A 13,800-nucleotide genomic window follows, 5' to 3' on the forward strand; every position below is an offset into this window, starting at 1 on the left:
TGCCCCCGCCCCGCCTGCCACCTTCCCGACCACTGCAAGGACTTCACCATGGAAACCGCTGAGATCAGGCGTCGTTGGCTCTCGTACTTCGGCAGCCGCGGCCACACCGTCGTGCCGAGCGCGCCGCTCGTGCACGAGGACCCGAACCTGCTCTTCGTCAACGCCGGCATGGTCCCCTTCAAGCCGTATTTCCTCGGCCAGGAGACCCCGGCGTTCAGCCGCGCGACCAGCGTGCAGAAGTGCGTGCGCACCCTCGACATCGAGGAGGTGGGCAAGACGACCCGCCACGGCACGTTCTTCCAGATGAACGGCAACTTCAGCTTCGGCGACTACTTCAAGGAAGGCGCCATCGAGCTCGCGTGGGAGCTCATCACGCGCAGCCAGTCCGAGGGCGGCCTCGGCTTCGACGAGAAGGACCTCTACGCGTCCGTCTACCACGAGGACGACGAGGCGATCGCGCTGTGGAAGAAGGTCGCCGGCCTCTCTGACGACCGCATCGTGCGCCTCGGCCGCAAGGACAACTACTGGAACATGGGCGTCGCCGGCCCCGGTGGCCCCTGCTCCGAGATCCTGCTCGACCGCGGGCCCGAGTTCGGCGCCGACGGCGACTGGGAGGCGGGCGACCGCTACCTCGAGTTCTGGAACCTCGTCTTCATGCAGTACGAGCTCGAGAACGTGCGCTCCAAGGAGGTCTTCGACATCGTCGGTGACCTGCCCAAGCGCAACATCGACACCGGCATGGGCCTCGAGCGCGTCGCGTTCCTGCTCCAGGGCGTCGACAACATCTACGAGACCGACGAGGTTTTCCCGGTCATCGCGGCCGCGGAGGACCTGACCGGTCGCCGCTACGGCGCGAACCACGACGACGACGTGCGCTTCCGCGTCGTGGCCGACCACGTGCGCAGCTCGCTCATGCTCATCGGCGACGGCGTGACGCCCGGCAACGAGGGCCGTGGCTACGTGCTGCGCCGCCTCCTGCGCCGCGCGGTGCGCTCGATGCGGCTCCTCGGGGTCGACGTGCCGACGCTCGAGCACCTGCTGCCCGTCAGCATGGAGCGGATGAAGGCGTCCTACCCGGAGCTCGAGACCGACTTCCGCCGGATCAGCCAGATCGCCTACGCGGAGGAGGAGGCGTTCCGCCACACCCTGAGCTCGGGCACCACGATCCTCGACACGGCCGTCGCCAAGGCGAAGGCGTCGGGCTCCTCGAGCCTCGGCGGCGCGGAGGCGTTCGCGCTGCACGACACCTACGGCTTCCCCATCGACCTCACCCTCGAGATGGCCGCCGAGCAGGGGCTGCAGGTCGACGAGCCGGGCTTCCGCCGGCTCATGGGCGAGCAGCGCGACCGCGCCAAGGCCGACGCGCGGGCGAAGCGGTCGGCGCACGGCGACACGAGCGTCTACCGCCAGGTGAGCGACACCCTCGGCCGCGAGGTCGAGTTCACCGGCTACGACCAGACCGTGACCGACACCCGCGTGCGCGGGCTCATCCGCGACGGCCTCGTCGTCGACCGGGTCGGACCGGGCGACGAGATCGAGCTCGTGCTCGACCGCACCCCGCTCTACGCGGAGTCGGGCGGCCAGCAGGCCGACCACGGCCGCATCCGGCTCGCGAACGGCGCGCTCGTCGAGGTCACGGACGTCCAGCGCCCCATCACCGGGCTCGTCGTGCACCGGGCCACCGTGCTCGACGGTGAGGTCTCCGTCGGCGAGGACGCGGAGGCCGAGGTCGACGTCGTGCGCCGCCGCTCGATCTCGCGCGCCCACACGGCGACGCACATGGTGCACCAGGCGCTGCGCGACGAGCTGGGCGACACGGCCACCCAGGCCGGCTCGGAGAACTCGCCCGGACGCCTTCGCTTCGACTTCAAGTCGCTCCAGGCGGTGCCGACCTCGGCGATGGCCGAGATGGAGGCGCGCATCAACGCCGTGCTCCTCGACGACCTGCCCGTGACGGCCGACATCATGGCGATCGACGCCGCGAAGAAGCTCGGTGCGATGGCACTCTTCGGGGAGAAGTACGGCGACCGCGTGCGCGTCGTCTCCATCGGCGAGTGGTCGCGCGAGCTCTGCGTCGGCACGCACACGCCGCGCGTCGGCCAGATCGGCGTCGTCAAGCTGCTCGGCGAGAGCTCGATCGGCTCCGGCGTGCGCCGGGTCGAGGCGCTCGTCGGTGCGGACGCCTACTCGCACCTCGCGCGCGAGGCCTCGATCGTCAGCCAGCTGACCGACTCGCTCGGCGTGCGCCGCGACGAGCTGCCCGACCGCATCGCCACGATCGTCGCCCGACTGCGCGACGCGGAGAAGGAGATCGCCGCCGTCCGCCAGAGCCAGGTGCTCGGCGCGGCCGCCGGTCTCGTCGCCTCCGCCCGCGACATCGGTGGCGTGACGTTCGTCAGCCACGACGCGGGCGAGGGCGTGACGGGCGACGACCTGCGCAAGCTCGTCACCGACGTGCGCGGCCGCCTGGGCAACGACCGTCCCGTCCTCGTCTCGATGGCCTCCGTCGCGAACGGGCGCCCGGTCGCCGTCGTCGCGACGAACGAGCGGGCCCGCGACATCGGCCTCAAGGCGGGCGCGTTCGTCAAGGTCGCGGCGCAGACCCTCGGTGGTGGCGGCGGCGGCAAGGACGACCTCGCGCAGGGTGGCGGCACCGACGCCTCGCTCGTGTCGGCCGCCCTCGGCGCGGTCGAGGACCAGCTGGCGCGGCGGGGCTCCTGACCTTGGCGGAGCAGCGCTCCCGCCCCGGGGCACGCGTCGGCGTCGACGTGGGCAACGCCCGCGTCGGCGTCGCCGCGTCGGACGCCTCCGGGGTCTTCGCGCACCCGGTGCGCACGCTCCCGCGTGACGTGGCCGGCGGCTCCGACCTCGATGCCATCGTCGCCCTCGTCGAGGAGCTCGAGGCCGTCGAGGTCGTCGTCGGGCTGCCGCGGCTCCTCTCGGGCGAGGAGGGGGAGTCGGCCCGGATCGCCCGCGCGTACGCGAGGGAGCTCGCCGTCCGTCTCGGCGTCCGTGCCGGCGGTGGCGCGGGTACGGTGGAGGTGCGGCTCGTCGACGAACGCTTGACCACGGTGGACGCGCACCGCAGACTACGCGACAGCGGCGTCCCGGGCAGGGGGCAACGGGCCGTCATCGACCAGGCCGCAGCCGTGCTCATCCTGCAGACGGCTCTCGACACCGAGGCGCTCTCGGGCCGGCCACCGGGGGAGACCCTCTCGGCCGAGGGCAAACGGAAGAAGGAGCGCCGTCGATGAAGGACCACCTCGAGTCGTCGATCTTCGGTGACCACGACGACCACGACGTGCCCGCCCACGAGGCGCACGCCCTCGACGTGCACGACGCGCACGAGCAGGACGACCCGCACCACCCGGACGCCGCGGCGGCCACCCCGCCGGCGAGCCGCCGCGAGCGGGCCGACACCGGTGCGGACGGTGGGCGCGGACGCCGGCGACGTCGTGGCGCGCGCCCGGGGAAGGCCCGCACGCTGCGGCGGCTGATCGTCATCGTGCTCGCTCTCGGCGTCATCGGTGGCGGCGTGGCCGTCGCGTGGACGGCCCTGCGGCCGGTCGTCGAGGGGTTCCTCGAGTCGAACGACTACCCCGGCCCCGGCACCGGCGAGGTGCGCGTCACCGTCGCCCAGGGCGCGGGCGGGGCGAGCATCGCCAAGGAGCTCGTCGACAGCGACGTCGTCAAGTCGAGCAAGGCCTTCATCGAGGCCGCGAACGCCGACGCGAAGAGCAGCGGCATCCAGCCCGGCGTCTACGTCATGAAGAAGCAGATGCGCGCGGCCGACGCGCTCGCGATCCTCGTCGACCCGAAGAACCGTCTCGTCACCCGCGTCACCGTGCCCGAGGGCCTCTGGGCGAGTGAGATCTACCCCCGGCTCTCGGCGGCGTCGGGAATCCCGGTGGCGCAGTACCAGGCCGCCGCCAAGAAGGTCGACGAGCTCGGCCTGCCGCCGTCGGCCAAGGGCCGCATCGAGGGCTACCTCTTCCCCGCCAGCTACGAGTTCGGGCCGACCTCGAGCGCCCTCGACCAGCTGACGCAGATGGTGGCCGAGTCGACGAAGCGCCTCGACGCGCTCGGCATCGCGCCGGAGCGGATGGAGCGCGTCGTCACCATCGCCAGCCTCGTCGAGGGGGAGGCCCAGAACGAGGCCGACCGCTCGAAGGTGGCGCGCGTCGTCGAGAACCGCCTCGCCGCCAAGATGTCGCTCGGGTTCGACTCGACGGTCAACTACATCTTCAAGAAGCGGGGCGTGCCGACCCAGCAGATGCTCGACAGCAACAACCCGTACAACACCCGCCGGTTCACCGGGCTGCCGCCCGGCCCCGTCGCGAACCCGGGCGAGAGCGCCCTGGCCGCCGCGGCGAGCCCGGTCGCAGGGCAGTGGCTCTACTTCGTCACCGTCAACCTCTCGACGGGCGAGACGAAGTTCGCCTCGACCTACGCCGAGCACCAGCGCAACGTCGCGCAGTTCCAGCAGTGGTGCACGCAGAACAAGGGCGCGTGCTGAGCGAGCAGCCGGGCCCGGTCACCGCGCACTGCGCCGTCTGGGGCAGCCCCGTCGCGCACTCGCTCTCACCGGTGCTCCACCGCGCGGCCTATGCGGCCCTCGGGCTGACCGGCTGGTCCTACGACCGGCGGCAGGTCGACGAGGCCGGCTTCAGCGGCGCCCTGGCCGGGCTCGACCCGACGTGGCGGGGGCTCTCGCTCACGATGCCGCTCAAGGAGGTGGCGCTCGGTGCGGCCTCCGTCGTCGACGCCACGGCGGCGGCGACGGGCGCGGCCAACACCCTCGTGGCCACCGAGGCCGGATGGCACGCGCACAACACCGACGTGCACGGCATCGTCGCGGCGCTCCGGTCCGCCGGGGCCACCGCGCCCGCGCACGCGCTCGTGGTGGGCAGCGGCGCCACGGCGCGGTCCGCGGTCGCCGCCCTCGGCGTGCTCGGCGCCGCGCGCGTGACCTTCATGGTGCGCGGCACGCCGCGCGAGCAGACCGTCGCGCAGGCCCGGTCGGCCGGTTTGGCGGTCGACGTCGTCGGCCTCGGCGACTGGACGGTGGCGGACGTCGTCGTGAGCACCGTGCCGCCGGATGCCGTCACCCGCCTCGACGACCTCCCGCAGCCGCGGGGCGCGGGGGCCGTGCTCGACGTCGTCTACGGCGACGGCCCGACACCGCTGCAGCGCCGGGCCCGGGCGGCCGGTTGGGCCCTCGCCCCCGGCACCGACATGCTCCTGCACCAGGCGGCTGCCCAGGTGACGCTCATGACGGGCCGGCCGGCGCCGCTCGAGGCCATGGCCGCGGCACTCGCCTCCGTCGTCGATCCCGAGTGGGGCACCCCGGTGCGCGCGGGCGCATGAGCTGGGCCGCGTTCCCGGCCACGCCGGTGTGGTTCGTGCTCGTCGTGGCGCTCGCCGGCGGAGCGGTGGGCGAGGTGCTGCGCCGGCGCCTCGCCACGGGCGGCTACCGCCTCGACGACGAGACCGGCCCGCCGCCCCGCGTGCCCGTCACCGTCGTGCCCGTCGTGCTCGCGCTCCTCTGGGGCCTCATCGCGTGGCGGTTCGGCCCGCTCTCGGAGTGGGCGCTGGCGCCGGCCTACCTCGGCCTGGGCGCCGTGGCGGTCGCGTTGACGTGGATCGACGCGGACGTGCACCGGCTGCCCCGCGGACTGACCCGGCCGGCATACCCCCTCCTCGTGGTGCAGCTCGCGATCGCGTCGGCCGCCTCGGGCGACTGGGGTGCCCTGTGGCGCGCGCTCGTCGTGGGAGCGGTGCTCTGGCTCGTCTACGCCCTGCTCGCCCTCGTGGCGGCGCTGCTCGGCAGCGGCTTCGGCCTCGGCGACGTGACGCTTGCCGGTCTCGTGGGCCTCTCGACCGGCTACCTCGGGGTGTCGGCCACGCTCGTCGCGACGTATGCCGCCTTCCTGCTCTCTGCGGCCTACGGGCTGTCGCGCATCGCCCTGCGCCGCGGTGGCCGCAAGGACGACATCGCCTTCGGGCCGTGGATGCTGCTCGGCCTGCTGCTCGCGCTCGTCGTCGCCGTGCGACCGCTCTTCTGACGGTCGGTCCCGCGGACCGGGCGGGTCGCGAGGGCGCACGGCGCGCGTGGGAGGATCGGGGCATGTTGCGTTGGTTGACCGCCGGGGAGTCCCACGGCCCCGCCCTCGTGGCCATGATCGAGGGCCTGCCGGCCGGGGTCGAGGTCGGCGCGAAGGACCTCCAGGCCGCCCTGTCCCGCCGCCGCCTCGGCTACGGTCGCGGCGCGCGGATGAAGTTCGAGCAGGACGAGGTCGAGTTCCTCGGCGGGCTGCGCCACGGGGTGACCCTCGGCTCGCCGCTCGCCGTGCGCGTCGGCAACAGCGAGTGGCCGAAGTGGACGACGGTGATGAGCCCGGAGGCCGTCAGCGAGGCCGACTACGCGGCCTCCGACGACGTCAACGCCGAGAAGGAGGTCGCGCGCAACAAGCCGCTGACGCGACCCCGTCCCGGGCACGCCGACCTCGTCGGCATGCAGAAGTACGGCCACGAGGACGCCCGCCCCGTGCTCGAGCGCGCCTCGGCGCGCGAGACCGCCGCCCGCGTCGCCCTCGGCGAGATCGCCGCCCGCTTCCTCGAGCAGGCCTACGGCATCCGCCTCGTCTCGCACACCGTCTCGATCGGCACGGCGGGCGTGCCCACCGGCGCCGAGCTGCCGACGCCCGACGACCTCGAGCGCCTCGACGCCGACCCGGTGCGCGCCTTCGACCCCGAGGGGTCAGCCGCCATGGTGGCGGAGGTCGACGCGGCGAAGAAGGACGGCGACACCCTCGGTGGTGTCGTCGAGGTGCTCGCCTACGGCCTGCCGCCGGGCCTCGGCTCGCACGTGCACTGGGACCGCAAGCTCGACGGCCAGCTCGCGCAGGCGCTCATGAGCATCCAGGCCATCAAGGGCGTCGAGGTCGGCGACGGCTTCGAGACCGCCCGCCGCCGCGGCTCGGAGGCCCACGACGAGATGGAGCTCGTCGACGGAGTCATCACCCGGCGCACCGGGCGGGCCGGTGGCACCGAGGGCGGCATGTCGACCGGCCAGGTGCTGCGCGTGCGGGCCGCCATGAAGCCGATCAGCACCGTGCCACGGGCCCTCTCGACGGTCGACGTCGCGACGGGGGAGGCCGCGACCGCCATCCACCAGCGCTCCGACGTGTGTGCGGTGCCGGCTGCCGGCGTCGTCGCCGAGGCGATGGTCGCCCTCGTGCTCGCCGCCTCGTGCCTCGAGAAGTTCGGTGGCGACTCGGTCAGCGAGACCGCGCGCAACCACACGACCTACCTCGACGGCATCCGGAAGGGGCTGCGCACGTGGTGAACGAGTCGAGCACACCGGGCACGCGACCGGTGGCGGTCGTCGTCGGCCCTCCCGGCGCCGGCAAGACGACCGTCGGGCAGGCGCTCGCCGCCCGCCTCGGGGTCGCCTTCCACGACGTCGACGCCGCGATCGAGGCGGCCCAGGGCCGGTCGATCAGCGACATCTTCGTCGACGACGGCGAGTCGGCCTTCCGCGACCTCGAACGCGCCGAGGTGGCGCGCGCGCTCGACGCCGAGGCCGGGGTCGTGTCGCTCGGCGGGGGAGCGGTCATGGACCCCCTTTCCGAGCACGCCCTCGCGGGCCACACCGTCGTCTTCCTCGACGTCGCCATCGCCGACGCCAGCAAGCGCATCGGCTTCGACCGCTCGCGCCCCCTGCTCTCGGTCAACCCGCGCGCGTCGTGGGTGCGGATGATGAACGACCGGCGCCCCACCTACGAGCGCGTGGCGACGGTACGGGTCGACACGGCCGGGCGCAGCCCGGAGGAGGTCGTCGACGTCGTCGTCGACGCGCTCGAGGCGGCCGGCGCGTGAGCGGTGCCGCCGAGCCGACGACCATCGCCGTCGGCTCCGACTACGACGTCGTCATCGGCTCGGGTGTGCTGGGCCGCGTCGGGGGGCTGCTCGGGCCCGACGTCGAGCGCGTGCTCGTCGTTCACCCGCCGACCCTGCCCGATCTGACGGCCCGTGTGACCGCCGCCGTCGAGGGCGAGGGGTACGCGGTGCACGTCGCCGAGGTGCCCGACGCCGAGGCCGCCAAGACCGCGGAGGTCGCGGCCTCGCTGTGGTCCCAGCTCGGCGTGGCCGGCTTCACCCGCACCGATGCCGTCGTGGGGGTCGGGGGCGGCACCGTCACCGACCTCGCGGGCTTCGTCGCGGCGTCGTGGCTGCGCGGCGTGCGCGTCGTGCAGGTGCCGACCACGCTGCTCGGCATGGTCGACGCGGCCGTCGGCGGCAAGACGGGCATCAACACCGTCGAGGGCAAGAACCTCGTCGGTGCCTTCCACCCGCCCGCGGGCGTGCTCTGCGACGTCGACGTGCTGGCCACGCTGCCGGAGGCGGACCTCGTCGCGGGTCTCGCCGAGGTCGTCAAGTGCGGCTTCATCGCCGACCCGGTGATCCTCGACCTGGTGGAGTCCTCGGTCGCGGCGGACCCGGCGCTCGCCCGCAGCGCGGCCAACCCGCACCTGCGCGAGCTCATCGAGCGCGCCGTGCGGGTCAAGGCCGAGGTCGTCGCCGCCGACCTGCGCGAGAGCTCGCTGCGCGAGATCCTCAACTACGGCCACACCTTCGGCCACGCGATCGAGCAGGTCGAGCACTACGCGTGGCGCCACGGCGAGGCGGTGGCCGTCGGCATGGTCTACGTCGCCGAGCTCGCCCGCCTGGCCGGCCACCTCTCCGGCAGCGAGGGCGACGCGCTCGTCGCGCGGCACCGCTCCGTCCTCGAGTCGCTCGGCCTCCCGACGACGTATGCCGCCGGCCGCTGGGACGAGCTGCTCGCGGCGATGCGCCGCGACAAGAAGTCCCGCGGTTCGACCCTGCGCTTCGTCGTGCTCGACGGCCTCGCCCGCCCGAACCGGCTCGCCGGCCCCGACGACGCGCTGCTCCAGGCGGCCTACGGCCTCGTCGCGCGCCGCGGCGCGGCGCGCGCTCACTAGACTCGCCGCCATGACGGCACCCACGGTCTTCGTCCTGTCGGGCCCCAACTTGGGCCGCCTCGGCACGCGCGAGCCGGAGGTCTACGGCTCCGACACGCTCGAGGACGTGCATGCTGCCGTGCAGCGCGAGGCGCGTGACCTCGGGCTCGTCGCCGACTGCCGACAGACGAACCACGAGGGCGAGCTCATCGACTGGCTGCACGAGGCCGTCGACGTCGGCGCCGACGTCGTGCTCAACCCCGGGGCCTTCACGCACTACTCGTACGCCGTGCGCGACGCGTGCGCCATCGTCACGACGAGCGGTCGCAGCCTCGTCGAGGTGCACCTGTCCAACCCGGCCGCGCGCGAGGAGTTCCGGCACACCTCGGTCGTGGCCGGTGTCGCGACGGGCACCATCGCCGGGTTCGGCCTGCAGTCCTACCTGCTCGCCCTCCGCGCTCTCGTCTGATGCCTCGCGGTCCGGCGGGACCGGTGGACGCCGCACGCGTTGAGGCGTCGCCTAGACGCCCCAAACCGAGGGGCGAAGTCGTCCCCACATGCCGATGTGCGTGAACCCAGAGGAGCGGCTTAATCCCGGTTGCTGGCGAGGTCCAGTGCTTCGGCGAGACCGCATGAACACGCAGCATCCGGCGTCCGGCAGCCGCCCTCGTGGTGCCCGTATCGGCGAAGTGCGATGGCGAGGACTCCGAGTTTGCGCTGCAGTTCGGCTTCCGATGGCGCGCGGGGTCTCTGTTCGGCCGTCTCGCCCGGATCTCGTTCTGCCAGCGGCGCGTCGTCGCCCGCCCATGTTCGCGCACGCAGGTATGCCTCGGCGGGGTCGACGCCCAGGCCGATGAGGGCTCCAGACACCAGTGGGTCATCGACCTTGACAACGCCAGCCAGAAGGTGCGCCGTCGTAACACGACTTTGGCCGAGTTCCAGCGAGGTCCGGAGTGCGAGTTCCATGGCCATTTTCGCGTTCGCGGTAAAGGGGATGTGCCCCGAGGACGACCCGAGACGGGATGGTCGGGTACCGACAAGCCGTTCACGAACCCGCAAGAGGGAGACTTGCAGGGCGGCCTCAGCTGCCCCTCCACCTGCGCGCAATACGCCGATCAAGAGGTGCTCCGCCCCAAGTTCGTGGTGGCCCATCGACCGCAGTTCTTCTTGGGCATACACCACCGCTTCGCGCGCATCATTGTCGAACCTGTCGAACACGCCGATCACCTGCCTCCCCGGGGTCGCCCACGATACTCATGTGGTCTTGGTCGAACGTCTACTACGCCTACGCCGTGAGGGCGACAACGATCGCTCGATCATGCCGCGCTGAGGACGGCTACGCTCGTCCGACTTTGCCGCGCGTCGGACGACGTCCGACCATGCCGCTCTGGGTACGGTCACACTCGCCGCGCTGGCGCCCACACAGATCGGACCCGGTGGGCATGCCCATGTCGCTCAATGTGCATGCACGTGCCACGGACTGCCGATCCATCGCCGAACACCTCGAGGGACGGGTGACGACGCGTCCAGCCACGACTCCAACCAGCCCATGCCATCCGCCTGCCACCCGCCCTCGGCGGTCCGACTGATCGAGGCGGCATCGGAGCGGGCATGCACGACGCCGCCAGCCGCGACGCTGAGAATCCACCCATCCAGAACGTCCAGCAGCTCAGCTGAGCCGCTGTCGCATGCATCGCACCCGCAGTCGGGCACGGAGCCCAGGTGCACCGCTGGCCGCGTAGCGGCGCTGACGCCTACATCCACGCCGAAGGGCTGCCCGTCCACCAGCGTCGAAGCAAGGTGCAGTGTGAGCCCGCCCGGGGTCGAAGGGTTCAGTTGCCTGACACGCCACCAGGCGTCCGGGTCGCGCACACCGTCCATCCAGCGAGCCCCCCGGGCGTTCGTGACGTGCGCGAGCCCTTGACGGGCAAGCACTTCGCACCAGGCATCCGCCCGAGCGTCCAAGATCCTGTACTTGCCCGGATCCGAACACCTGGAGTACTCCTCCTCCAGTGCGCTCCGATCCGGGTGTGGATCATCCCAGCCAGGTGTGGCAGCCCCGGTCACGGCGAACGCCTGATCGACGTCCCGCACCAGAGCACTCAGCCACGCTGGGGGAATGGCGGGACTCGGGTCACTCACTTCGGCATCATCAGCGTCCGCCGACACCCGCGCAACGGCTTTGTCTCAAGTGGCGCTCCGCAGGATGCCCGAACGTCCGACCATGCCGTCGACGGTGCGTCGGTCGAGCGTGGACGTCACATGCGCTGTCGCGCTCGGTCCTTGATCTGGGTGATGACCTCCGTCTTGGCGTCGGCGTAAGCGTTCATGTCGGGCCAGTCCTGCGCGACGAGGTCACGTTTGATGCGCACGTACAGCTCGCGGTCGGCTTCGTCGCCGCGTAGGTGGTCGCGTAGGAGGAGGTACTCGGCGATCTGCGGGTCATCGGTCTCGAGGATGTGCACGTGGACATCACGCTCCGGTGTACGCACCAAGCGGTGGCCGGGCTCGCGGACCCGCAGGACGTAGCCGGCGGCGAGGAGCTGGGGGAGGTAGTCCTCTTCGGCGGTGATGTCGCTCACGACCACGAGGATGTCCACGATCGGCTTCGCGGCGAGTCCGGGCACGGAGGTCGATCCGATGTGCTCAATGGCCACGGCACCCCGCGGCCCGAGCGCGTTCCGGATGCATTCCTCGTGGCGCTGATAAGTCCGGGGCCACGTGGGATCGGGATCGACGACGACGAGCTCACGCTTCTCGATGCCACCGACCAGCTCGGCGGTGGTGACGTCTGGGCGTCGGTGAGGGCGTCGCGAAGTAGGCATCAGAGGAGAGTAAGCAGCCGCCACGACTGCCGGCAACCGTCGACGCGGACGTCCGCAGTTACGCTCGCCATAATGGCGCATGCTCACTGCCGACAGCCACGTACACAGTGAGTGGTCCTGGGACACCGGCGGTCCGGACTCCGGTGCTCGCGGCACCATGGTGGCCACCTGTGAGCAGGCACTGCGCATCGGGCTTCCCGCGTTGATCTTCACCGAGCACTTCGACGTCGAGGAGGCGTGGCGCGCCGGCACGGAGGAGTTCCCTCCAGCGGCGTCCCAGCACATCAACGAAGCCGGCTATCTCGTGCCGCCGCCCCTGGACGTCGAGGGCTACTTCGGGGCGATCGCCGAGTGCCGTCGGCTCTTTCCGGACCTCACCATCCTCAGCGGTGTGGAGTTCGGACAGCCTCATCTCGTCGAGCACCGGGCTCGTCAGCTCGTCGACCTTTCGCGCTTCGACCGCGTCAACGGGTCGCTGCACACGCTGCGGGTCGGACCGGACCGCGCTGAACCGATCACGCTCTACCGCCACTGGGGCCCGGACGAGGTGATGGACGCCTACCTGGACGAGGTCCCCGCCATGCTCGCCTCGGACGCCTTCGAGGTCTTCACGCACCTCGACTACGCCGTCCGGCACTGGCCCGTCGAGCAGGCCGGCCGCTTCGACCCGCGTCGCTTCGAGGGACAGTTCCGTGTCGCGCTCCGGGCGGTCGCCGAGTCGGGCCGTGCCCTCGAGATGAACACCCGCCGTCTGTCGTCGTGGCTTCCGCAGTGGTGGACGGAGGAGGGCGGTCAGGCAGTGTCCTTCGGCAGTGATGCCCACGTCCCGACGGCATTGGCCGGCGGCTTCCCGGAGGCCCAGCACATGCTGGAGCACTTCGGCTTCCGACCCGGTCGACGGCCGGAGGACCTGTGGACCCGTCGGCCGGCACCGAGACGGTGAGCTCGGCGCTCACAGAACGAGCACAGGCGGCGCACCGCTGAGACAGGGGCGCGACTCCCAGAGTCTTTCCAGAAGGACCCGTCGGGTCCGCGACGAGAGGCTCGACCATGGCACCGACGACCGACCCGCACAGCCCGTCCGCACCACCCGCGCACGAGTGGATCGACGAGCACGGCAACGAGATCGAGGACCACGACCGTGGCCTCGTCTTCGACCTGCGGACGCTCGTCGACCGACGCCGCGCCCTGACGCTCTTCGGTGCCCTCGGCGTCACAGGGGCCCTCGCCGCGTGCGGCACCGGCTCGACACCGGCAGCGTCCGGAGCCGGCGCGTCCTCGAGCGGTGCCACGTCGAGTGGTGCCGCGTCGAGTGGTGCCACGTCAGCCGGCGCGACGTCAGCGGCGGCTGCGGGCCTCGTCGAGGCACCGGACGAGACGGCCGGGCCGTTCCCGGGTGACGGCTCCAACGGCCAGAACGTGCTCGACGACTCGGGCATCGTGCGCCGCGACATCCGCAGCAGCTTCGGCTCCTCGACGACGACGGCTCAGGGCGTGCCTCTCACCGTCAAGCTGACGGTGAAGGATTTTGCCACGAGCTCGGCCCTCGTCGGCGCTGCCGTCTACGTCTGGCACTGCGACCGTGACGGCAACTACTCGATGTACAGCCAGGCCGCCGCGGGCGAGAACTACCTCCGCGGCGTGCAGGAGACCGACGACTCCGGCACGGCGACCTTCACCTCGATCTTCCCGGCGTGCTACTCCGGCCGGTGGCCGCACATCCACTTCGAGGTCTACTCGAAGGTGAGCGATGCGGTGTCGAGCGGGCCCATCGTCAAGACATCGCAGATCGCCCTGTCCCAGGCAGCGTGCGACACGGTCTACGCGACGAGCGGCTACGAGCAGAGCGTCGGCAACCTCGCGCAGGTGAGCCTCGCGCGCGACAACGTCTTCGGCGACGACGGTGGCGTGCACCAGCTCGCAACCATGTCGGGCGACGCGTCGTCGGGCTACACGGCCGCCTTGACGATCGGGGTCTGACGGGCCGGCGT

Annotated in this window: 14 protein-coding genes; 11 read left to right on the top strand and 3 right to left on the bottom strand. The window is 71.9% G+C overall.

The features are described 5' to 3' along the window. The first annotated feature begins 48 nt into the window (after positions 1 to 48). The 9 genes from alaS (at position 49) to aroQ (ending at position 9,453) form a co-directional block, all read left to right on the top strand. Positions 49 to 2,721 carry an alanine--tRNA ligase gene (gene alaS / locus ABD979_RS00145; RefSeq protein WP_345505391.1) on the top strand — a complete coding sequence of 891 codons (2,673 nt, stop codon included), beginning with the start codon at positions 49 to 51 and terminating at the stop codon, positions 2,719 to 2,721. Positions 2,722 to 2,723: 2 nt separating this feature from the next. After that, complete coding sequence (ruvX, locus tag ABD979_RS00150; RefSeq protein ID WP_345505392.1) at positions 2,724 to 3,254, top strand: Holliday junction resolvase RuvX; 531 nt, start codon at positions 2,724 to 2,726, stop codon at positions 3,252 to 3,254. Then, positions 3,251 to 4,516 (top strand): endolytic transglycosylase MltG, encoded by a 1,266-nt coding sequence (gene mltG, locus ABD979_RS00155; protein WP_345505393.1) that lies wholly within the window; start codon positions 3,251 to 3,253, stop codon positions 4,514 to 4,516. The genes ruvX and mltG overlap by 4 nt, the downstream gene beginning before the upstream one ends. Then, positions 4,510 to 5,367 carry a shikimate dehydrogenase gene (locus ABD979_RS00160; protein WP_345505394.1) on the top strand — a complete coding sequence of 286 codons (858 nt, stop codon included), beginning with the start codon at positions 4,510 to 4,512 and terminating at the stop codon, positions 5,365 to 5,367. The genes mltG and ABD979_RS00160 overlap by 7 nt, the downstream gene beginning before the upstream one ends. Next, entirely contained in the window at positions 5,364 to 6,065 is a 702-nt protein-coding gene (locus tag ABD979_RS00165; protein WP_345505395.1) for an A24 family peptidase, read from the top strand. The genes ABD979_RS00160 and ABD979_RS00165 overlap by 4 nt, the downstream gene beginning before the upstream one ends. 62 nt (positions 6,066 to 6,127) lie before the next feature. Beyond that, positions 6,128 to 7,348 (top strand): chorismate synthase, encoded by a 1,221-nt coding sequence (gene aroC, locus ABD979_RS00170; RefSeq protein WP_345505396.1) that lies wholly within the window; start codon positions 6,128 to 6,130, stop codon positions 7,346 to 7,348. Beyond that, a complete protein-coding gene (locus ABD979_RS00175) occupies positions 7,342 to 7,881 on the top strand; it encodes a shikimate kinase (protein ID WP_345505397.1) in 540 nt (179 codons plus the stop codon). Before aroC ends, ABD979_RS00175 begins: the two co-directional genes overlap by 7 nt. Further along, positions 7,878 to 9,005 (top strand): 3-dehydroquinate synthase, encoded by a 1,128-nt coding sequence (aroB, locus tag ABD979_RS00180; RefSeq protein ID WP_345505398.1) that lies wholly within the window; start codon positions 7,878 to 7,880, stop codon positions 9,003 to 9,005. Before ABD979_RS00175 ends, aroB begins: the two co-directional genes overlap by 4 nt. Positions 9,006 to 9,015: 10 nt before the next feature. Further along, on the top strand, positions 9,016 to 9,453 hold the full coding sequence (gene aroQ, locus ABD979_RS00185; protein ID WP_345505399.1) for a type II 3-dehydroquinate dehydratase: 438 nt from the start codon (positions 9,016 to 9,018) through the stop codon (positions 9,451 to 9,453). Positions 9,454 to 9,572: 119 nt separating this feature from the next. On the opposite strand, the gene ABD979_RS00190 is transcribed toward aroQ, so the two are convergent. From ABD979_RS00190 to ABD979_RS00195, 3 genes are all read right to left on the bottom strand, one after another. Further along, on the bottom strand, positions 9,573 to 10,202 hold the full coding sequence (locus ABD979_RS00190) for a Clp protease N-terminal domain-containing protein (RefSeq protein ID WP_345505400.1): 630 nt from the start codon (positions 10,200 to 10,202) through the stop codon (positions 9,573 to 9,575). 237 nt (positions 10,203 to 10,439) lie between these two features. Then, on the bottom strand, positions 10,440 to 11,153 hold the full coding sequence (locus ABD979_RS20070) for a DUF6226 family protein (protein WP_425583870.1): 714 nt from the start codon (positions 11,151 to 11,153) through the stop codon (positions 10,440 to 10,442). An 89-nt stretch (positions 11,154 to 11,242) separates the two neighbouring features. Beyond that, positions 11,243 to 11,809: a GrpB family protein gene (locus tag ABD979_RS00195; RefSeq protein WP_345505401.1), complete on the bottom strand. Its 567-nt coding sequence runs from the start codon at positions 11,807 to 11,809 to the stop codon at positions 11,243 to 11,245. Positions 11,810 to 11,888: 79 nt separating this feature from the next. Between ABD979_RS00195 and ABD979_RS00200 the strand changes: the two genes are divergently transcribed. Both ABD979_RS00200 and ABD979_RS00205 read left to right on the top strand, forming a co-directional pair. After that, complete coding sequence (locus tag ABD979_RS00200; RefSeq protein ID WP_345505402.1) at positions 11,889 to 12,752, top strand: PHP domain-containing protein; 864 nt, start codon at positions 11,889 to 11,891, stop codon at positions 12,750 to 12,752. Between the two features lie 107 nt (positions 12,753 to 12,859). Continuing rightward, positions 12,860 to 13,789 (top strand): intradiol ring-cleavage dioxygenase, encoded by a 930-nt coding sequence (locus tag ABD979_RS00205; protein ID WP_345505403.1) that lies wholly within the window; start codon positions 12,860 to 12,862, stop codon positions 13,787 to 13,789. Positions 13,790 to 13,800: the final 11 nt, after the last annotated feature.

Origin of the sequence: Terrabacter aeriphilus, assembly GCF_039542985.1 — a bacterium.
GTDB classification, from domain to species: domain Bacteria; phylum Actinomycetota; class Actinomycetes; order Actinomycetales; family Dermatophilaceae; genus Terrabacter; species Terrabacter aeriphilus.